Origin of the sequence: Bacillus sp. FSL K6-2431 (genome assembly GCF_038005165.1) — a bacterium.
Lineage (GTDB): Bacteria > Bacillota > Bacilli > Bacillales > Bacillaceae > Bacillus > Bacillus pumilus.
Window position 1 is genome coordinate 1,325,117 of sequence record NZ_JBBOSQ010000001.1, and the last position, 18,406, is coordinate 1,343,522.

The 18,406-nt window shown below is 42.4% G+C and carries 19 protein-coding genes; 7 read left to right on the top strand and 12 right to left on the bottom strand.

All coding sequences use genetic code 11. The features are described 5' to 3' along the window. Positions 1-3 precede the first annotated feature (3 nt). The 4 genes from MHH40_RS06760 to MHH40_RS06775 form a co-directional block, all read right to left on the bottom strand. Complete coding sequence (locus tag MHH40_RS06760; protein ID WP_050945774.1) at positions 4-807, bottom strand: formylglycine-generating enzyme family protein; 804 nt, start codon at positions 805-807, stop codon at positions 4-6. Positions 808-840: 33 nt separating this feature from the next. Further along, on the bottom strand, positions 841-1,566 hold the full coding sequence (locus MHH40_RS06765) for a GTP cyclohydrolase II (protein WP_050945773.1): 726 nt from the start codon (positions 1,564-1,566) through the stop codon (positions 841-843). 278 nt (positions 1,567-1,844) lie between these two features. Beyond that, positions 1,845-2,501: a class I SAM-dependent methyltransferase gene (locus MHH40_RS06770; RefSeq protein ID WP_003214095.1), complete on the bottom strand. Its 657-nt coding sequence runs from the start codon at positions 2,499-2,501 to the stop codon at positions 1,845-1,847. A 950-nt stretch (positions 2,502-3,451) separates the two neighbouring features. Then, complete coding sequence (locus tag MHH40_RS06775; protein WP_003214326.1) at positions 3,452-3,799, bottom strand: general stress protein; 348 nt, start codon at positions 3,797-3,799, stop codon at positions 3,452-3,454. A gap of 221 nt (positions 3,800-4,020) precedes the next feature. On the opposite strand from MHH40_RS06775, the gene MHH40_RS06780 reads away from it, so the two are divergent. Further along, positions 4,021-4,410, top strand: a complete 390-nt coding sequence (locus MHH40_RS06780; protein WP_003214189.1) for a YfmB family protein — start codon at positions 4,021-4,023, stop codon at positions 4,408-4,410. Between the two features lie 108 nt (positions 4,411-4,518). After that, the gene (locus MHH40_RS06785; protein ID WP_050945772.1) at positions 4,519-5,523 is read left to right on the top strand and encodes an NADP-dependent oxidoreductase; all 1,005 of its coding nucleotides are present in this window, start codon (positions 4,519-4,521) and stop codon (positions 5,521-5,523) included. Between the two features lie 35 nt (positions 5,524-5,558). Here the strand turns inward: MHH40_RS06785 and MHH40_RS06790 are convergent, their stop codons facing one another. After that, on the bottom strand, positions 5,559-6,701 hold the full coding sequence (locus MHH40_RS06790) for a DEAD/DEAH box helicase (protein ID WP_050945771.1): 1,143 nt from the start codon (positions 6,699-6,701) through the stop codon (positions 5,559-5,561). A 152-nt stretch (positions 6,702-6,853) separates the two neighbouring features. Between MHH40_RS06790 and MHH40_RS06795 the strand changes: the two genes are divergently transcribed. After that, a complete protein-coding gene (locus MHH40_RS06795; RefSeq protein WP_050945770.1) occupies positions 6,854-8,407 on the top strand; it encodes an ABC-F family ATP-binding cassette domain-containing protein in 1,554 nt (517 codons plus the stop codon). Between the two features lie 216 nt (positions 8,408-8,623). On the opposite strand, the gene MHH40_RS06800 is transcribed toward MHH40_RS06795, so the two are convergent. From MHH40_RS06800 to MHH40_RS06810, 3 genes are all read right to left on the bottom strand, one after another. After that, complete coding sequence (locus MHH40_RS06800) at positions 8,624-9,814, bottom strand: MFS transporter (protein ID WP_003214465.1); 1,191 nt, start codon at positions 9,812-9,814, stop codon at positions 8,624-8,626. A gap of 56 nt (positions 9,815-9,870) precedes the next feature. After that, on the bottom strand, positions 9,871-10,296 hold the full coding sequence (locus tag MHH40_RS06805; protein WP_003213966.1) for a MerR family transcriptional regulator: 426 nt from the start codon (positions 10,294-10,296) through the stop codon (positions 9,871-9,873). Between the two features lie 146 nt (positions 10,297-10,442). Next, on the bottom strand, positions 10,443-12,326 hold the full coding sequence (locus MHH40_RS06810; protein ID WP_050945769.1) for an ABC-F family ATP-binding cassette domain-containing protein: 1,884 nt from the start codon (positions 12,324-12,326) through the stop codon (positions 10,443-10,445). Between the two features lie 133 nt (positions 12,327-12,459). On the opposite strand from MHH40_RS06810, the gene MHH40_RS06815 reads away from it, so the two are divergent. Both MHH40_RS06815 and MHH40_RS06820 read left to right on the top strand, forming a co-directional pair. Next, positions 12,460-13,527 (top strand): tetratricopeptide repeat-containing glycosyltransferase family 2 protein, encoded by a 1,068-nt coding sequence (locus MHH40_RS06815; RefSeq protein ID WP_003214241.1) that lies wholly within the window; start codon positions 12,460-12,462, stop codon positions 13,525-13,527. Between the two features lie 186 nt (positions 13,528-13,713). Continuing rightward, on the top strand, positions 13,714-15,105 hold the full coding sequence (locus MHH40_RS06820) for an amino acid permease (protein ID WP_050945768.1): 1,392 nt from the start codon (positions 13,714-13,716) through the stop codon (positions 15,103-15,105). A 36-nt stretch (positions 15,106-15,141) separates the two neighbouring features. On the opposite strand, the gene MHH40_RS06825 is transcribed toward MHH40_RS06820, so the two are convergent. After that, positions 15,142-15,375 carry a hypothetical protein gene (locus MHH40_RS06825; RefSeq protein ID WP_024424583.1) on the bottom strand — a complete coding sequence of 78 codons (234 nt, stop codon included), beginning with the start codon at positions 15,373-15,375 and terminating at the stop codon, positions 15,142-15,144. Between the two features lie 6 nt (positions 15,376-15,381). Next, positions 15,382-15,639: a hypothetical protein gene (locus MHH40_RS06830; RefSeq protein ID WP_003213975.1), complete on the bottom strand. Its 258-nt coding sequence runs from the start codon at positions 15,637-15,639 to the stop codon at positions 15,382-15,384. 65 nt (positions 15,640-15,704) lie between these two features. Between MHH40_RS06830 and MHH40_RS06835 the strand changes: the two genes are divergently transcribed. Beyond that, positions 15,705-16,184: an Hsp20/alpha crystallin family protein gene (locus MHH40_RS06835; protein WP_050945767.1), complete on the top strand. Its 480-nt coding sequence runs from the start codon at positions 15,705-15,707 to the stop codon at positions 16,182-16,184. Here MHH40_RS06835 and MHH40_RS06840 read toward each other — a convergent pair. Continuing rightward, a complete protein-coding gene (locus tag MHH40_RS06840) occupies positions 16,165-16,392 on the bottom strand; it encodes a hypothetical protein (protein WP_050945766.1) in 228 nt (75 codons plus the stop codon). The genes MHH40_RS06835 and MHH40_RS06840 overlap by 20 nt on opposite strands. An 83-nt stretch (positions 16,393-16,475) precedes the next feature. Here MHH40_RS06840 and MHH40_RS06845 point away from each other — a divergent pair, with 83 nt between their 5' ends. Beyond that, positions 16,476-16,829, top strand: coding sequence for a hypothetical protein (locus tag MHH40_RS06845; protein WP_080984810.1), 354 nt, complete (start codon positions 16,476-16,478; stop codon positions 16,827-16,829). Positions 16,830-16,834: 5 nt separating this feature from the next. Here MHH40_RS06845 and MHH40_RS06850 read toward each other — a convergent pair whose 3' ends face one another. Continuing rightward, the gene (locus MHH40_RS06850; RefSeq protein ID WP_050945765.1) at positions 16,835-18,250 is read right to left on the bottom strand and encodes an SLC13 family permease; all 1,416 of its coding nucleotides are present in this window, start codon (positions 18,248-18,250) and stop codon (positions 16,835-16,837) included. Positions 18,251-18,406 lie beyond the last annotated feature (156 nt).

Genomic DNA, 18,406 nt, shown 5'->3' on the forward strand with positions numbered 1-18,406 from the left:
GTTTTACACTCCCACCTTTATATGTTGTTTTTGACGAGTCATTACACGAAAGCCAGTAAATCGAAAAACAGGGTCTGGGTGCTTTCCGTGTCTTCTGGCGACTCTGCATAAATCTCCGCCTCTTGCAAAGGAGCCGCCTTTTAAAATGTAGTAATCACTGCCAAGCGTTTCCGTTAAATCATCTACGACCTCAATGCCGCCTTCGTACACATGATATTTGGTGTTGACCCATTCCTCGACGTTGCCCCCCATATCATAAAGACCGAATAAGGATCTGCCCTTTTCGTAATGGCGGACAGGCGTCGTTTTTTCGATATTTGATTCGTACGTATTACAGGAAGAAGGGTCAAACTCATCTCCCCAGGGGTATTGATTTCTCGTGTTACCCCGGGCAGCATATTCCCATTCTTCTTCAGTAGGAATCGACACGTCTATCCCGAGTTTTCCGCTCAGCCACTGACAGAATGAGAAGGCTTCCTCGATCTCCATGCCCCACGCCGGATGATCTTTCCCGCCGCCAAGCTCTTGATTCGTTAAGCTCTCTGGGTACGACTGGCCTGTTTCATCACAATAGCTTTGATACCATTCATTGGTGACGACCGTATCTGAAATGAAAAATTCATTGATATACGACTGATAGGATGGAAATTCTTTATACAGCCATTTTTGAAATTTTTTCTCACGGCCGTAAGTTGGATTGAGAAGCTTGTCCTTCCAGAATTCTGATGCCTTTTTCATATCTTCTTCATTACTTCCGATTGTTGCATAGCCGCTTGGGATTTGAATCCAATTGATTTCAGGTTTCACGCTTTTCTCCCGCCTTCTTTAAAGTAAACTCATCTACTGATTAATTAATTTTTTCTCATCGACCATATGCCCTGAGGCTGCTTTTGCTTTTAAATAGGCTTCATTATAGAGAGAGGCTTCGACCGTATGATCAAACCGCAAAACAGGAAGACCGTAGGCAGCAATGGAATCGACTTTATCTGGATTGTTCGTTAGGAGATGCATTGGTTTCCCTTTGTTTAAATAGTGCAGAACAGCCGCTGCCTCCTCGTAAATCCGGTCATCATCGCCGCAGCCAATCAGGCGGTTGGCTTCAAAAGTATCCAGCTGCATTTCCTGTAATTTATACGTCAATGCTTTCGCCATCAGCCCAATTGACCGCCCTTCTTGATTGGCCATATAGACGAGCATGCCTTTTCCGTAATCGGTGATTTTCTTCAGCGATAACGCAAGCTGTGGACCGCAGTCACATTTCAGTGACCCAAACACATCCCCTGTTTGGCAGACACTATGAATGCGCACAAGCGGCGGCATTTCATTTTCAAAGTCGCCAAATAAGAGACAAGAGGAAAAGGTTTGCTGCGCGGTACTCATTTGGACAATAGATTCGATCGTTGGTTTTGTCTCCCCTTCAACAGGTGCGAAGGCATACCATTTAAATGGCACTTCTTCATGTTGAATGGAGATTGGCAGGTTCACTGGCCCCACGAGCAAATAGTTTTTTTCTTGAAAGGTAAAATGATGAATCATTGATTGCAATTCATCTACAAACTTGTTCATTTGTCTCCCCCCTATTCATCGCTGCACCCAAATCGACTCACGTAGCGCAGTGATGGTGATGAATATGTGCCTGCACTAATAGCTTAAAAGAACATGGATGTGCGTTTCCTCTCATCGTTCAAACCTTGATTCCACCTATTCTAGCGATATGTCAATCTAGGTCTTTTCCAGTACAAAGGAGCAGAATTCTTGGTTCATAACGCCTTTCCCTTACATGTTGCGCACAGGCTGTTTCTTAGAATGAACACCTCTGCTACGTTTGAGTGATCACCTTTGTACTAGATTTTGACGGCAATGACATGATGCTGGCTAATGCCGGCTTTTGCTTTTAATGGTGTAATCGATACAAGCTCCAGACCTGATGAACAAATTCTTTCTCCAAGCTGAGAGTCTGAAAACGAAAAGTGGAAACGGCCATCCTCTCCGATTAATCCTGTTCTCCACTCTTCTCCCCATACAACAAGTGAGAAGACGCCGCCTTCATGAAGCAAAGAGGAAACCTGTTTTAAATAACGCTCATGATCATCAGGGTGCTGGTGATGAAAGCAGCCATGATCTAAAATTAAATCAAACTGCATCCCTCGACCCTGGCCCATCGACCAGGACATAAAATCTTGATGAACAAAATGGACAGGAACCGTTTCTCTTTTCTGTAATCCTACCCACTCCTCATGCTCATACAGGTCGATGCCGACATATGCGGAAAGCCCGCTTAAATGTTCAAGTGCCCGGCCGTTCCCGCACCCGATATCCAGCACAGAAGCAAGTGCATTCTTTTCCCTTGAACGCCATGCCTTTAGTGACACCACGGCTGCATCTGTTAAAGATGGATCAGTAGACCACATATCTGTTCTTTTCTCATAATGTTCTTGAAATGCCATTCGCATTTTTTCTAGATACAACCCACTGTCTTCATGGTATAAAGCCTTTTTCATCACAGGACCTCCTTCTATTTAAAATCGACTTTCCGGGCAAAGGTCATTTTCAAGCCAAACACCTTATGTTAAAATGAAAGATGGATTTTTTAGGAAATCTATTTTCTGAAAAAGGAGAGAAGCATCCCACATGTTCACTCTTCTTTTTCAGCATGCATCCTCATATGCAGCCATTTGACAGCTGCAGCGCCTCAGCTTGTTCTCTCTTTTTTTCATATGAGTTCACCTCCTTCACCGTTCGATCAACTCACTGTCTTTCTTGAAAACGCTTTCTCTATTGTGCAGGAATACGACGTCTTTTAATTATCTCTTGCAAAGTGATCATATTAGAAAGATCATCTACTGTTTAAATCGACTATCATTTCTTCTTCATGTAAAAAACCATTTTCTTGTGTTTTAGTAGAAATTTCCCGAGTGCTTTTACCTTGGTTTTATGCCACCACCTATCACTAGAGTGTGCCTAGAATAAACCCATCAGAAATTTAACAACTACTTCCATAACAACTGGAATAAGCCAAATATATTGTTTTTAGATTATTTTGTCAACAAATTATTTCCTAAACATTAAAATGAATTTTCTAATTGAAAATACAGGTATTTTTCGTGGTTTTTTGACCTCAAAACACTTATTTCTACATAAAAACACAACATAAACCAATAGAACTAAGAAATTTATCTACTAAATTACACAAGATTCCCATTACATTTTGAAACAAAATTGAAAGATACAATAATTATTTCCCGAATAGATTTTTGTGATATTTTGACTATTCCTTTCTCATTTCCTATCATTTTCTTTGGTATATCTGCATTTTCAATTAGATGATTTACTGTTTATTCCAATCTGCTGTTTTTTCTTAATATAGGAAAAAAGATGCATCCTCTCCTTCAGAGATGAAGGCATGAAAAAAAGCCCCTTACGAAAGTAAGAGACTTTTTTCAGTTGGCGATTATGCCCAAGTTTTCACTTTTTCATGGTCTGTCACAAAGAGAAGGACTTTCCCTTCGTCTAAATGTTCTTCAAATGTTTCAGCTTCTTCTTTAGAGAAACCAATTTCATGGATTTTATTTCGGAGCTCATCGCCCTTTTTACTAAAGATGTTCCCAACAGCATGTTTCAGTCCAACTTCTCTTGGACCTATCGTATTGGCATCTGCGTTTCCAGCAATACGCTCTGTACGATCATCGTCATGGGACAGAACATAAATGTCCTCTCTTGCAACACCGAGTGATTTTAATTGCTCTACATCTCTTTGAAGTGTTTCATCATTTGAATACTCTCTTACAACAGGTTTCATTTTATATTCCTCCTTTAGCGTCTTACGAATCTTTTACCCGTCACTTTTATCATTAAACCTTCCTTGAGCACATCCATTTTACATTGTGTACTAGCCATGCCTATTGACTTATTTTTGACAAAAACCCTGCAAAATGACTAAATTTTCAGAAATATTTATGTTCATCCCTGCTATTTTGGTGTACAATTCTTGTACTGGAGGCTAGAAATGAGGTAGAGCTGATGTATTACTTTTCAGCGGAGCAGCAGTTTAATGCTTGGGTTGTCAGTGATTTGGTGAAACAGCTTTTTCAAAAGTGGAATCCTGAAGAAGCAAAAGCAAAGCCGCTTACATTGTTTGCCGAACAGCACTTTCGCATCTCCATTGATTATCTCTTTTCCATCATTATTAATATTGGAGATATCGAGTCAATTGAACAAGATCCACAAGACCTGTTGTCCTCATACTTGAATATCCTTTTTCCTTTTGTGACGCGCGATATGATGAAAGCCTCCATGCAAAATGCGAACGAATATTTATTAAAAGAACGTGATGCGGACGTGTATCAGCTGTTTGGCTGTCTGCCACCGCTCCTCTCTGTTGACTTCCAAAAAAGTAGTCCTCATCTCTGAGATGGCGGCTGCTTTTTTGTATGTGTTTGAAATAGACCGTATGTTTTGAATGAAAAGAAGCATCATGTTAATGTAAATCTAGGTTGCAAGTGAAAGGGAGGATTTGACATGAGTCAACAAAAGCAAATTCAATTAGCCAAACGTCCACAAGGATTACCTACAAAAGATGTTTTTCATTTTGAAACAGTCGATATACCTGTGCCGCAAGATGGTGAAGTCTTGATTCAAACGAAATATGTTTCTGTAGATCCTTATATGAGAGGACGAATGCAGGATACAAAATCCTATACACCTCCATTCAAGCTAAATGAAGTGATTCAGGGCGGTGTTGTCGGAGAAGTTGTCGAGTCTAAATCGTCTCAATTTGAAAAAGGTGATTTTGTTCTTGGATTCCTTGGCTGGCAAGAATATTCTACAGCCAAAGCTGAATCTCTGACTAAAATTGATCCATCCATTGCGCCATTGTCCTATTATTTAGGCATTTTAGGCATGCCGGGACAAACCGCTTATTTCGGTCTTCTTGCGATTGGTCAGCCAAAAGAAGGCGAGACCGTTGTCATTTCTGGGGCCGCAGGTGCTGTTGGTTCCGTTGTTGGGCAAATTGCTAAGATCAAAGGCGCTCACGTCGTTGGGATTGCGGGATCTGATGATAAGCTGGCTTATTTAAAAGAACTGGGTTTTGATGAAACGATTAATTATAAAACAACAAATGACTTAGATGATGCTATTGCAAAGGCATGCCCTAACGGCGTCGATGTGTATTTTGACAATGTAGGCGGCGAAATATCTGATGCTGTGATGAATTATTTGAACCGCTTCGCACGTATTCCAGTGTGCGGCGCGATTTCGTCTTATAACATTAGCGCAAGCGAGGACATCGGACCGCGTGTGCAAACAAAACTCATCAAAACAAGCGCATTGATGCAAGGCTTCATTGTTGCCAACTATTCAGATCGTTTTGAAGAAGCAGCAAGAGATCTCGCACAATGGGTAAAAGAAGACAAACTGACTTACAAAGAAACAATCATTGAAGGCTTTGACAACATTCCTGATGCATTCCTCGGACTATTCAAAGGGGAAAATGTCGGAAAACAGCTTGTCAAAATTTCATAAAAAGAAAGGACCCTCCATGTGGAAGGGTCCTTTTTCTATGCTTGCTTTGGCGCAAGATGCAGCTGGCCTTGCTTATAAACAATTTCCTGAAGCGAAAGATTCAGCTTTTTCGCCATTTTTTTGAGCGTTGTATGCTCTGGAGGTGTGACTAGGCTGATGACAGCCCCTTCTTTTCCTGCGCGACCGGTTCTGCCTGAACGGTGGATATAGCCTTCTTCGTTTGGCAGGTCGGCATGGATCACGTAAGGCAGATCGTCAATATCGATCCCTCTTGCTGCGATATCTGTTGCAAGAAGAAGCGGGAATTCACGCTGTTCAAATTCCTTTAAGATGATAGCTCGCTCTGCTTTTTTCGCTTCACTATGAAGGACACCGAGGTCGACATGGTGATATGCTAATTTCTCTGCATAAATGCTTAAATTCGTAATATCACGCACAAAAACGAGCGCCTGCATGTCCTCAAGCCGTGATAGCTTTTGCAGTAGTTTCACTTTGTCACGCTGGTCACATAACAGATAATAGTGTCCTACTTTCTGCGCTTCTTCCTCACTTCTAGCAATTTTCAATACTTCTGGTTCAGACGTCATTTCTTTAATCAGTTGGACCGTTTCGTCTTTTAAGGTCGCAGAGAAACAAAGAATTTGTCTTTCTTTTAATGTGGATTTAATGATCGCTTGGATCGTTTTCATATGCTCTGGCACAAGAAGCTGATCTGCTTCATCTAGCACGATCGTTTTGACTTCGTGCATTTTCAGTTTCTTGATTTTGATTAATTCTTGTACACGGCCAGGTGTTGCGACAACGATGTTCGGGTGTTTCTTTAGTTTTTCCTGCTGCTTTTTAATGTTCGCTCCACCAATCAAGGAGATCGCTTTGATGTCTGATCCTTGTTTGAACTCTTGCACGACATCAAAAATTTGCATCACAAGCTCTCTTGAAGGTGCCAAGATTAAGACTTGCGGGTGCTTGATATTCACATCGATTTTATTTAAAAGCGGCAACACATACGCCAGTGTCTTCCCCGTTCCCGTAGGCGATTCTGCAATCACATCACGCTTCTCCGTAATCCATTCTGCTGTTTTTTCTTGTATAGCTGTTGGTTTTTCAAAGCCAGCCGCTTGGAAGTTCTCTTGTATAAATGGCTTTGCTTCTTTCAAAAATGCCCAATTTTCTATCATGTCGATCTCCTTTATCCTCATTCAATCTATCCTTTAGTATCTCAAAATCAGCTTTGAAACGCAATTTTTCTTTTGATGCTTTTATCGAGCCGGACAGTTCGATATAATCATGAGAGGCACTAGCCGTTTTGAATCTATTTGAGGTGTAAAAAATGATATTATCTGTTAAAGATTTAAGCCATGGCTTTGGCGACAGAGCCATTTTTCACGAAGTCTCCTTCCGTTTATTAAAAGGCGAGCATGTCGGCTTAATTGGCGCCAACGGTGAAGGAAAGTCAACGTTTATGAATATTATTACTGGTAAGCTGGAGCCAGATGCAGGAAAAGTCGAATGGGCAAAAAATGTCCGTGTTGGCTACCTTGATCAGCACACTGTGCTAGAAAAGGGAAGAACGATCCGCGAAGTCCTTCAGGATGCATTCCGCTATTTATTTTCCATGGAAGCAGCGATGAATGACATTTACGGCAAAATGGGTGAAGCCGATCCTGATGAGCTGGAAAAGCTGTTAGAGGAAGTGGGCGTTATTCAAGATGCGCTCACAAACAATGATTTCTATATCATTGATTCCAAGGTTGAAGAAATAGCCAGAGGTCTTGGGTTAACGGATCTCGGGCTAGACCGTGATGTGACGGAGCTGAGCGGCGGGCAGCGTACAAAAGTATTGCTTGCGAAATTGCTGTTAGAGAAGCCAGAAATTCTCCTTCTCGATGAGCCGACCAACTATTTAGATGAGCAGCATATTGAGTGGCTGAAGCGCTATTTACAGGAATATGAAAATGCGTTTATCCTCATTTCACATGATATTCCGTTTTTAAACAGCGTCATTAACTTGATCTATCATGTTGAAAATCAAGAGCTCACGCGCTATGTTGGTGATTATGATCAATTTAAACAAGTGTATGAAGTCAAAAAGCAGCAGCTTGAAGCAGCTTATAAAAGGCAGCAGCAGGAAGTCGCTGAATTAAAGGACTTTGTTGCAAGAAACAAAGCACGTGTCAGCACAAGAAATATGGCCATGTCCCGTCAGAAGAAACTGGATAAAATGGATATGATTGAACTCGCAGCAGAAAAGCCAAAGCCTGAATTCCACTTTAAGACGGCACGGACTTCTGGGAAATTGATTTTTGAAACTAAAGATTTGGTCATTGGTTATGATGAACCGCTCTCTCGTCCATTAAATCTGAAAATGGAACGCGGGCAAAAAATTGCGTTATACGGCGCTAACGGGATCGGAAAAACGACATTGCTGCGAAGTCTCCTTGGAGAAATCTCGCCAATTTCGGGTGAGGTGGAACGCGGAGAATTCCTTCATATTGGCTACTTTGAGCAAGAAGTAAAAGAGCAAAACAGCAACACCTGTATTGAAGAGGTATGGGGCACCTTCCCTTCTTACACGCAATATGAAGTGAGAGCCGCTCTTGCAAAATGCGGATTAACGACAAAACATATTGAAAGCCGCGTGTCTGTATTAAGCGGAGGAGAAAAAGCAAAAGTCCGCCTTTGCAAGCTGATCAACGAAGAAACCAACTTACTTGTTCTCGATGAGCCAACCAATCACTTGGATGTGGATGCGAAAGAAGAACTAAAACGTGCATTAAAAGAATACAAAGGGAGCGTCTTATTGATCTCTCACGAACCTGAATTTTATCAAGATGTAGCCACTGAAACTTGGAATTGCGAATCTTGGACGACCAAAGTATTATAGGCTTCAGATTGTTGACAAAGGGCTAAAATGATCTTTATTTTAGCCCTTTGTCTTCTTTTCAGCATGATAGAAAACCTTTGAAGTCTAGGAAGGACGAGTACCGGAGTGGAGCGAATTGAACATTCGTGAGCACCGGAACGCAGTCCTGACAAAGAATGCAAGGGTTTGTCTACACGCTGAGCCATATATGTGATGCAGATATATGGCTTTTTCTATTTAATGACCTGCTTGAATATTGATGAGATGCTTACGACCAATCAGCAGGATGATCATGCCTAACAGAACGACAGCCGCCCCAACATAGTAAGGGGTGCTTGCTGTATAAGATTCAGCAAGTACGCCGGCAATCCAAGGAGCAATCGCGCCCCCAATAAACCGTACAGCACTGTAAGAGGATGAAGCAATGGAACGCTCAACCGGTGCTGATCCCATCACAGCGGTCGTGAGCACAGTATTGATCATGCCAAGAATACCCCCAGCAATGACAATTCCGCAGATGACGACGACTACATGTGAAGTCCAGATCCCAATACCGAATAAAATCACAGCAAACGAAGCAAACAGAACCACAAGAGAAGTCAATGTCCCAAGCTTGCGATGAATGACCGGCGCTGAGAAGACGGATGTCACAGCTAAAAATAGTCCCCATCCAAAAAAGACATAACCAAGACCATGCTCATCCAGATGAAGCACAAATGGCGAATATGCTAAAAGCACAAAGAAACCAAAATTGTATAAGAAAGCGGCAGATGCCATCGTTAAAAGCCCTTTATATTTTAACGCCCCGACAGCCTCGAATAATTTCACCTTTTTCTGAGGTTTTTGCATCGGTGGAAGCATAAACGTAATGGCTAAAAGAGCAACAAGCATTAATACCGCAACGCCAAAGAATGGTCCGCGCCAAGAGATCGTCCCAAGCTCTCCGCCAAGCAGCGGTCCAACCGAAATCCCAAGACCTAGTGCAGCCTCGTATAAAATAATGGCCTTCGCACTTCCTCCAACAGACACGCCAACAATGACAGAGAGAGCCGTTGAAATGAATAAGGCATTCCCGATGCCCCATCCGCCTCTAAAGCCGATTAATTCGTTAATCGTTGAAGAGGTACCGCCTAAAGCAGAAAAGACAATAATAAAAATAAGTCCGATTAATAACGTCCATTTCGCACCAATCCGGCTAGAGAGAAAGCCGGTAAAAAACATCACAAAGCCGGTCACAAGTAAGTAGCTCGTAAATAAAAGAGAGACCTGACTTGGAGATGCATCTAATTGTGATGCAATGGCCGGCAAAATCGGGTCCACAAGTCCTATCCCCATAAATGAAATCACACATGCAAAGGCAACAGCCCAGACGGCCTTCGGCTGTCTAAGCAGACTTGTACGCTGTTTTAACACTTCTTCTTCCTTCATTCCATCAGAACCTTTCCTTCAAATGTTGACAAAATAAAATAAACACACAGAGGTGTTTATTTTTGTAATTGCTCAATTGCATGAGCCGCTTTATCTTTCATCGTTTCAAGATCCTTTTTAAAGGATTGAATCGTTTCAAGCTTTTTTGTAATCAATTGATGCTGCACAGTCAGCTGCGCATCCATATCTAACAGCTTCTCTAATCGTTCCTTCGGATCAAGCGACAGCAAATAGCCTTCTTTATTTAGCTCTAGCTGTTTTCCTATTTCCATAAACGATTGAAGCTCTTGTAAAGAAAAGCCGAGTACCTCTTTTGCCTGCATCACTTTTTCTAGTTCTTCCATGTCGTCCTCTGAGTACAGTCTGACACCGCCCTCTGTCCGCTTTGGTGCTGATAATAAACCAATCTCTTCATAGAAACGAATCGTCCGTTTCGTCAGCCCGCTTCTTTTCGCCACTTGATCAATTTTCATCCATTCCATTGCCAGTGCCTCCTGCTCATCAATTCATGATTTATTATACACCTTTATAACCTTAACGTAAACGTAAATGTTTGAGTTCTTGATTCTCTCGTATTTTGATGTAAAGCAAAAAACCTGTAGAATGTTCTACAGGTTTCATATTAGGATTAACCCTCTAATTCCTCAATCATGATCGACAGTTCTGTCCAGCGGTCCATTGCTTGTTCTAGTTCTTCAGCAACGGCTTTTTGTTCGTCCATCAGTTCTTGAATTTTCCCAAAATCACTGCCTGCTTCTGCAATGCTGGCTTCAAGCTGCTGATGTTTTTCCTCTAATGCCTGAATCCGGTCTTCAATTCCGTCCCATTCAAGCTGATCTTTATAAGAAAGTTTTTTTCTCTTTTTAGGCGCCGCTTCTACTTGTTTCTCAGCAGGCTTTGTCTCTGTCCGCTTCGCCTCTTTTTCTTGCTCCATGTAATCGCTGTAAGCACCTTGGTAGTGTGAAATGCGGCCATTTCCTTCAAAGACAAGCAGACGATGAACCACTCGGTCTAAGAAATAACGATCATGCGATACGGTCATGACAACGCCAGGAAACTGTTCTAAATAATCCTCTAAAATGCTGAGGGTCTCCGTATCAAGATCGTTCGTCGGCTCATCTAAAAAGAGAACATTCGGTTCTTCCATTAAGACTTTCAGTAAATACAGTCTGCGGCGTTCTCCCCCTGACAGCTTGCGAATAAACGTCCGCTGCATGGATCTTGGGAATAGGAACCGTTCCAGCATTTGCTCTGCTGTCACTATGGCGCCATCAGATGTCTTAACGATTTCAGCTGTTTCCTTGATGTATTCAATGATCGTCAGCTCTTCATCCATTTCCTTGTGATCCTGCGTGTAATAGCCAATACGAACGGTTTGTCCAATCGTCAATTGTCCTGAAGTCGGTTCAATTTTACCCGCTAGACAGTTGAGAAGCGTCGTTTTTCCGACTCCATTCGGTCCGATAAATCCAATCCGGTCGCCCGGCACGACTAAGTCTGTAAACCGCTCCACAAGGTTCTGGCCAGCAAAGGAAATCGACAAGTCTTCTGCCTCTATGACTTGTTTTCCTAGGCGATGGGAACCGATGGCGAAATCCAGCTCTCCCTTCGCATCAGGCCCTTTTTGATCCATCAGCTCTTCGGCTCTGCCGATGCGTGCTTTCTGCTTCGTCGTTCTTGCTTTTGCCCCTCTTCTCAGCCATGCAAGCTCGCGTCTGAGTAAGTTTTGACGCTTCGTTTCTTTTACCTGAGCTTCGGCTTCTCGTTCCGCTCTTTTTTCTAAAAAGACTTCATAATTTCCTTTATACGTATAAAGCTGTCCTTGATTCAATTCATAAATTCGATTGGCCACCCGGTTGAGGAAATAACGATCATGCGTCACCAGAATGACAGCACCGCTGTATTGACTCAAATATCCTTCGAGCCATTCAATCGTTGCATTATCGAGATGGTTGGTTGGCTCATCTAAAATCAGCAATCCCGCAGGCTGAATTAAATTTTTAGCAATCGCGACACGCTTTTTCTGTCCGCCTGATAAGGCATGAACAGAACGGCTCACATCTTTGACGCCAAGCTTTGTCAAAATCGTTTTGGCTGACAGGTTCGCATCCCATGCGTCTTCCTGATCCATTCGATTTTGCATGCGCATGAGCGCCTCTTGTTTTGCTTCATTTTGCGGATCATGCTCTAAATCAGCGAGTGCCTGTTCATATGCCTTCATCGTTTGAATCATGGGTGCTGTTCCAGAAAAAATGTAATCGAGAATCGTTTCATCCCCGTTCATTTCAGGGTCCTGCTCAAGAAATTCGATATCAAGTGTCCCTGCCTTCGTGATGTCACCCTCCTCAAACGATTCAAGTCCTGCAATGACCTTTAGGAGCGTTGACTTTCCTGTTCCGTTTGGTCCAATCAATCCGATGCGTTCCTTTGGTTCTATATGAAAAGAAATATGATCAAACAGCGTTTTCTCGCCATAGGTTTTATATAATCCTTCAACATTCAATAAACTCATTTTTATCAGCCCTTACATAGATTCTTCCTTTATTCTAAATCAGCCAGTAGCAGAAAACTAGTTTTAAAAAACCTGCTGCTGAAAAGAATGTTTCCTTTTGCTGCTCGATACACTATGAAGAGGTGATCTAAAGATGGTAACCATTAGCTTATGTATGATCGTGAAAAATGAAGAGGAGGTGTTAGCGGACTGCCTCTCCTCTGTTCAAGACATTGTCGATGAGATGATCATCGTTGATACAGGTTCAACAGATCGTACGAAGGAGATTGCTCACTCCTTTTCAGCACAGGTACTTGATTTCGAATGGGTTCAGCATTTTGCCAAAGCCCGCAATTTCGCTTTCTCACGTGCAACGAAAGAGTATATTTTATGGCTTGATGCAGACGATGTTCTGCTAGAAGAAGACCGTCAAAAATTTCTTCAGCTCAAAGAGACACTCGATCCTTCGGTAGATGCCGTCTCGATGTTTTATCATGTGGGATTTGATGAAGACGGTCGGGTGAATTTTAAATATAGAAGAAATCGCCTAGTGAAGCGTGCCTTAAACTTTCAATGGTACGGAGCCGTTCATGAGTATCTTCAAGTGTATGGCAACATCTTTCCAGCCGATATCGCCGTCACACACCAAAAGCGTAAGAAAACAACCGCTGGTGAGCCTGGGCGCAACTTGCGAATTTATGAAGATATGCTGGCAAAGGGAGAGAACATGACACCCCGTGATCTCTTTTACTTTGCCAATGAATTAAGAGATAACAAGCAGCATGTCAGAGCGATTCGTTTTTATCATGAATTTTTAGCGACAAAACAGTGCTGGATTGAGGATGAAATTCGCGCATGCCAATATTTAGCCGACTGCTATTATGCGGTAGGTTTCGAGGAAGCGGCTTTATCCTCATTATTACGTTCTTTCTTATATGATCAGCCTCGGCCAGAATTTTGCTGCCGGATCGGGGATCATCTAAAAATTCAAAATAAACATCAGGCAGCGATCTTTTGGTATGAGCAGGCGCTGAAGGCTCCTGAAAACGAAGCAGCCTTCACACTCACACAGTATAAAACGTGGTATCCTCACCTTCAGCTTTGCTATTGTTATTATCAGCTCGGCAATTTGGAGAAAGCCAAAACACATCACCTTGCCTCCGCCGCCCATAACCCCACTCATCCAAGTGTGCTGTATAATGAAAAAATATTTACTAAATAGACATAGACTATCTATCGCCACATCCGCCTTCCATCTCTTGGCGGATGTCTCTTTTTAAGCACAAATTCGATTGTGGCGTTTAATACTTTAGTGATTTAAAGCGTTCTCCAACCAATTGACTAAATTATCATTTAAGCATATACTAACACTCGTCTTACGAAAAGATTTATCCATTAGGAGGTCAACATGAGTTCTTTATTTCGAAAAAAGTCTCTCGACCAGCTCATGCTTGAAAGTCAAACGAAGCGGCTCAGCCGATCGTTAAATACGTTTGATTTAATCTTGCTTGGCATTGGCTGCGTGGTCGGGACTGGTATCTTTGTGATTACGGGGGTTGCTGCTGCGAAAGATGCGGGACCTGCGATTATTATATCTTTTATTTTAGCTGCGATCGCATGCGCCCTTGCTGCTTTTTGCTACGCTGAATTCTCCTCGTCCATTCCTGTGTCAGGAAGCGTCTATACGTATTCCTACGCAACACTTGGGGAATTTCTCGCCTTCTTAATGGGCTGGGATCTCATGCTTGAATATGTCATTGCGCTCTCTGCTGTAGCAAGCGGATGGTCGTCCTATTTTCAATCACTGCTCAGTGGATTCGGTCTGCACATACCGAAGGCATTATCAGCTGCACCTGGAGCCGCTGATGGAGCCGTCTTTAACCTTCCAGGCGCACTCATTATTTTGCTCATCACCTTTATCGTCTCAAGAGGCGTCAAAGAAAGCACGAAGCTGAATAACATCATTGTGCTGATTAAAATTGCCATCGTCCTTCTCTTTATCATTTCTGGCTTTGCTTACGTCAAACCTGAAAACTGGACACCTTTTATGCCGATGGGCTTTCACGGCGTGATTGCTGGAGCGGCGACTGTCTTTTTTGCTTACCTTGGATTTGATGCAATCGCTAATGCGTCTGAAGAAGTCAAAAATCCTCAAAAGGCGATGCCAATCGGAATCATCGGTGCGCTCGGTGTTTGTACGATTTTATACATTGGTGTTTCATTCGTCTTAACAGGCATGGTTCACTATACGAAGCTGAATGTCAGTGACCCTGTCGCATTTGCTCTTCAAGTTGTTGGCCTGAATAGTGTAGCGGGCATTATATCCGCAGGTGCTATTATCGGGATTACGACAGTGTTAATTGCACTTGTTTATGCTCAAGTTCGCTTAACCTTTGCCATGAGCCGAGATGGACTCATGCCGAAAATCTTTTCAAACGTTCATCCAAAATCGAAAACACCGGTTGCCAACACTTGGCTCACAGGTGCTGTTGCGGCATGTATCGTTGGATTCGTTAACTTATCTACGCTAGCGAATTTAGTCAGCATCGGTACACTTGCAGCCTTTACGGTGATCTCTATCGCTGTGATCGTACTACGGAAAAAACATCCGAATATGAAGACAGCTTTTAAAGTACCTTTTGTACCTTACCTTCCCATTATTAGTGCGGTCATTTGTATGATATTGGCTGCTACACTGAAATGGGAGACATGGAGAGCCTTCCTGATCTGGGTGGCCATTGGTGTCGTTGTCTATTTCACCTATGCAAGACGAAAAAGCCATCTGAATGAAACAAATTAGAAAAGAGACACGGGATTCCCGGTCTCTTTTTTTTGCTTAAACCACGCTGTTTTTGACTGAATTTGAGTCCACCATATCTGGATCTAACACGCTTGAAATCGGTATGACAAGCGGTGAACAATCTCCATTGTCCTCTCCAAATCCTTGGTTCAATTTCATTGAGAGAAAATAATCGATCTGCTGATAAGGACCTAGCGTCAGTGATGCACCCCGATCCATTGCATTGATTTTAAAAGCACCGACATTGACGACTGAGGGTGAGAATAACATCACACGTCACTTCCTTTGAATGGGTTTAGCTGCTGGTGAAAAAGAGGCAGGTGAGTCCACTTGATCTCGATCATCTACATGGCTTTTTGTTCCGACAAAACCGCTCGCATCTCCAAAATTTTGTCCGTACCCCTGATTTTTTTTATCTGAGTTTTGCCACTCTGCTAACAAATTTTGTCCGACATTCACCGCCGATGCATTTTCAAAGGAATTAATTTTTAACATGAAAATATTAATATTGATATACGGAGTTGGTTGAACCACAGATAAACCTCCTTTTTATAGGTATATGCAAGCACCCATCAAGTATGTTAACAGGAGGTCTTCACATGGACTTCGAAAAAATGAAGCAGTGGATGGATATTGCCCAGCAAATGCATGGGGATGATTTTTGGAAAATGATCTTCGATGATGAGCAAAGATCTCCCTTTATGGCAAACGGTCCGTCTCCCTTTACATTCACACAGCAGGATCAGCGCGGCCCAGACGCGTCGTTTCCACCAATCGACATAGTGGAAACCGCGACAGAAATTCAGTACTTAATTTATTTACCTGGCTACCGAAAGGAAGATGTACAAGTGTTATCATATGGTGAATATTTGGTTGTGAAAGGACAGCGTCTTTCCTTTTTTAATGAGCAGGATTTTCGCCAAAAGCAGGGGAAGTATGGTCCGTTTGAAAAGAAAATCCGACTTCCAGAAATGATTCTTGGACAAATGAATGCGGCCTTTAAAGACGGTGTACTTTATATCAGGCTGCAAAAGGATGAAGGAAAAGCGACTGCTATTATCATAGATGACGAATATTGATACTCACGGCGTCGATTTGATCACGATCATCAATCGATTCAATCGGAAGGATCGTGATCACGCCATCAGCATTCTGTTCCCCAAAGCCATTGTTCCTTTTGATCGTACTGCAATGATTGCGAACAAACGTCGAGCCAAACGTCATAGATGATCCTGTGCCAATCGAATTCGTTTTCATATGAGCAATGTGAATCTGAGTAGGCAGCACGTGCGTCTCCCCTTTCTTGTCATCTCTATAAGTATATATCTCACAGCTTTTCCATAGACTAGATCAAGGCAGAAGAAAAGGTTGTGGTCTACTTGAAACATTTCATTCTATCACTCTTTAAAAAAACTGAATCCAGTCCATCCCCCTCTGTCACCGAGCTGGAGAAAAGGCTCACCGCTCTCGAGCAAAAAATGTCCGCACCAGCTTCTCCTGTCTCAGAGGATACACACATTCATATCGAATCCCTGCATGTGGACAAAATTGATTACCATTTAGAGTTTGGGGAGCTTTCCATTGATCAGCTTCAAGGCAGGCTCAATATTGGGGCAACCTATTACACGCCAAAGGACACTCACATCAAAAAATCAGCACCATCACCGAAGCCAAAAGAAACAAAAACACCGACAGTCTCGATTCGATCAAAGCCATCTTCTTAACCCGCTCAGCTTTTAAGCACAATCGGGAGCCAGAAATACACCGCAAGGACAATCACCACAATACTCATGATATTTAACCAAAAGCCTGCCCTGACCATATCAGATATTTTCAGCACGTCCGCACTAAAGACAGCAGCATTTGGCGGTGTGGAAATCGGCAGCATAAACGCACATGAGGAAGCCAAAGCAGCCGCAGCCATTAACCCATAGGGCTCGATGCCAATCGCAAGCCCAAGCCCTACCGTAATCGGAATAATCATATTGGCAACAGCTGTATTTGACATAATTTCAGTCATAAACAAAATCGCTCCCGTTAAAATGATCAATAGCATGATATACGAAAGCCCATTTAAATGCTGTAGATTTTCCCCGATCCATCCTGTTAGATTGGTTTCTGCAAAGCCCGTAGCGAGTGAAAGCCCACCTCCAAACAAAAGCAACAGCCCCCATGGTAGCTGTTTCATATCCTGCCATTCTAATATTCTCTCTCCGTTTGTTGCTGGAATGAGAAATAACAGCATAGCACCGAAAATGGCGATAGATGTATCAGATACGGAGATCCCTCCAAACAAAAAGAGCTTAAAAATCCACAAAAACGCCGTCATAAGAAAAACACCAAACACCCATTTCTCCTCTTGTTTCATTTTCCCTAAATTCTCTAATCCTTTTCGAATGAACGTTACACTCATTTCACCTGTGTGCTCTACTTTGAACTGTACCTTGGTCAAATACAGAAATAAGAGAATGAGCAGAATCATCGCAACCGGAAAACCAAACAAAAACCACTCAAAAAACATAATTTCCCGATCTAATAGCTTTTTTGACATTGCAGCAAACACAGCATTTGGCACAGACCCAACAAGTGTTGCCAAACCACCAATTGACGCTGAATACGCAACCGACAATAAAATACTTTTACTGAATCGCTCAAGAGATGGACCAGCTAAGATGTCATTAGCCTTGACCTCTTTAATCACAGCCAGTGCCACCGGAAGCATCATCAGGGCTGTCGCTGCATTTGAAATCCACATAGATAAAAAAGCAGTCGCAATCATGACACCTAATACAATGCGGTCGCTTCGTGTGCCAATCACCTTTAAAATGTGTAAGGCCATTCTTCTATGCAGATTCCATTTTTCAATGGCAATTGCAATCATAAATCCTCCCATGTACATAAAAACGATCGGATCTCCATAAGCTCTTGATGTCTGTTCCATAGAAAGCCCGCCAAGTGTCGGCAGTAGGATGATGGGCAATAAAGATGTTGCAGGTATGGGCAGTGCTTCTGTCACCCACCATGTAGCCGTCCAAGCGGTAATGCCCAAGACTACCCTCGCAGCATAGGTCAATTCATTTTCAGGTATGAGAAAAAGAATGAGCAAGAAGAGTGCCGGTCCAAGAACAAGTCCAATCACATTCACCTTTTTATAAACGATAACAATTCCCCCCTATTGAAAGCGTTAGTATATTTTTCTATTTTTTCACATTCGATGATCTCTTAAGAAATCCTTTAAATCATAAGAAAAAATGAAGATATCTTTCATAGAAACAAGCTATCATTTTCGTCCCTTTCCCAA

Bases quoted from the DNA above. Each gene is read 5' to 3' on its own strand.
- MHH40_RS06765 (WP_050945773.1), bottom strand. From the start codon at position 1,566: ATGAACAAGTTTGTAGATGAATTGCAATCAATGATTCATCATTTTACC.
- MHH40_RS06770 (WP_003214095.1), bottom strand. From the start codon at position 2,501: ATGAAAAAGGCTTTATACCATGAAGACAGTGGGTTGTATCTAGAAAAA.
- MHH40_RS06775 (WP_003214326.1), bottom strand. From the start codon at position 3,799: ATGAAACCTGTTGTAAGAGAGTATTCAAATGATGAAACACTTCAAAGA.
- MHH40_RS06780 (WP_003214189.1), top strand. From the start codon at position 4,021: ATGTATTACTTTTCAGCGGAGCAGCAGTTTAATGCTTGGGTTGTCAGT.
- MHH40_RS06785 (WP_050945772.1), top strand. From the start codon at position 4,519: ATGAGTCAACAAAAGCAAATTCAATTAGCCAAACGTCCACAAGGATTA.
- MHH40_RS06790 (WP_050945771.1), bottom strand. From the start codon at position 6,701: ATGATAGAAAATTGGGCATTTTTGAAAGAAGCAAAGCCATTTATACAA.
- MHH40_RS06795 (WP_050945770.1), top strand. From the start codon at position 6,854: ATGATATTATCTGTTAAAGATTTAAGCCATGGCTTTGGCGACAGAGCC.
- MHH40_RS06800 (WP_003214465.1), bottom strand. From the start codon at position 9,814: ATGAAGGAAGAAGAAGTGTTAAAACAGCGTACAAGTCTGCTTAGACAG.
- MHH40_RS06805 (WP_003213966.1), bottom strand. From the start codon at position 10,296: ATGGAATGGATGAAAATTGATCAAGTGGCGAAAAGAAGCGGGCTGACG.
- MHH40_RS06810 (WP_050945769.1), bottom strand. From the start codon at position 12,326: ATGAGTTTATTGAATGTTGAAGGATTATATAAAACCTATGGCGAGAAA.
- MHH40_RS06815 (WP_003214241.1), top strand. From the start codon at position 12,460: ATGGTAACCATTAGCTTATGTATGATCGTGAAAAATGAAGAGGAGGTG.
- MHH40_RS06820 (WP_050945768.1), top strand. From the start codon at position 13,714: ATGAGTTCTTTATTTCGAAAAAAGTCTCTCGACCAGCTCATGCTTGAA.
- MHH40_RS06825 (WP_024424583.1), bottom strand. From the start codon at position 15,375: ATGTTATTCTCACCCTCAGTCGTCAATGTCGGTGCTTTTAAAATCAAT.
- MHH40_RS06835 (WP_050945767.1), top strand. From the start codon at position 15,705: ATGGACTTCGAAAAAATGAAGCAGTGGATGGATATTGCCCAGCAAATG.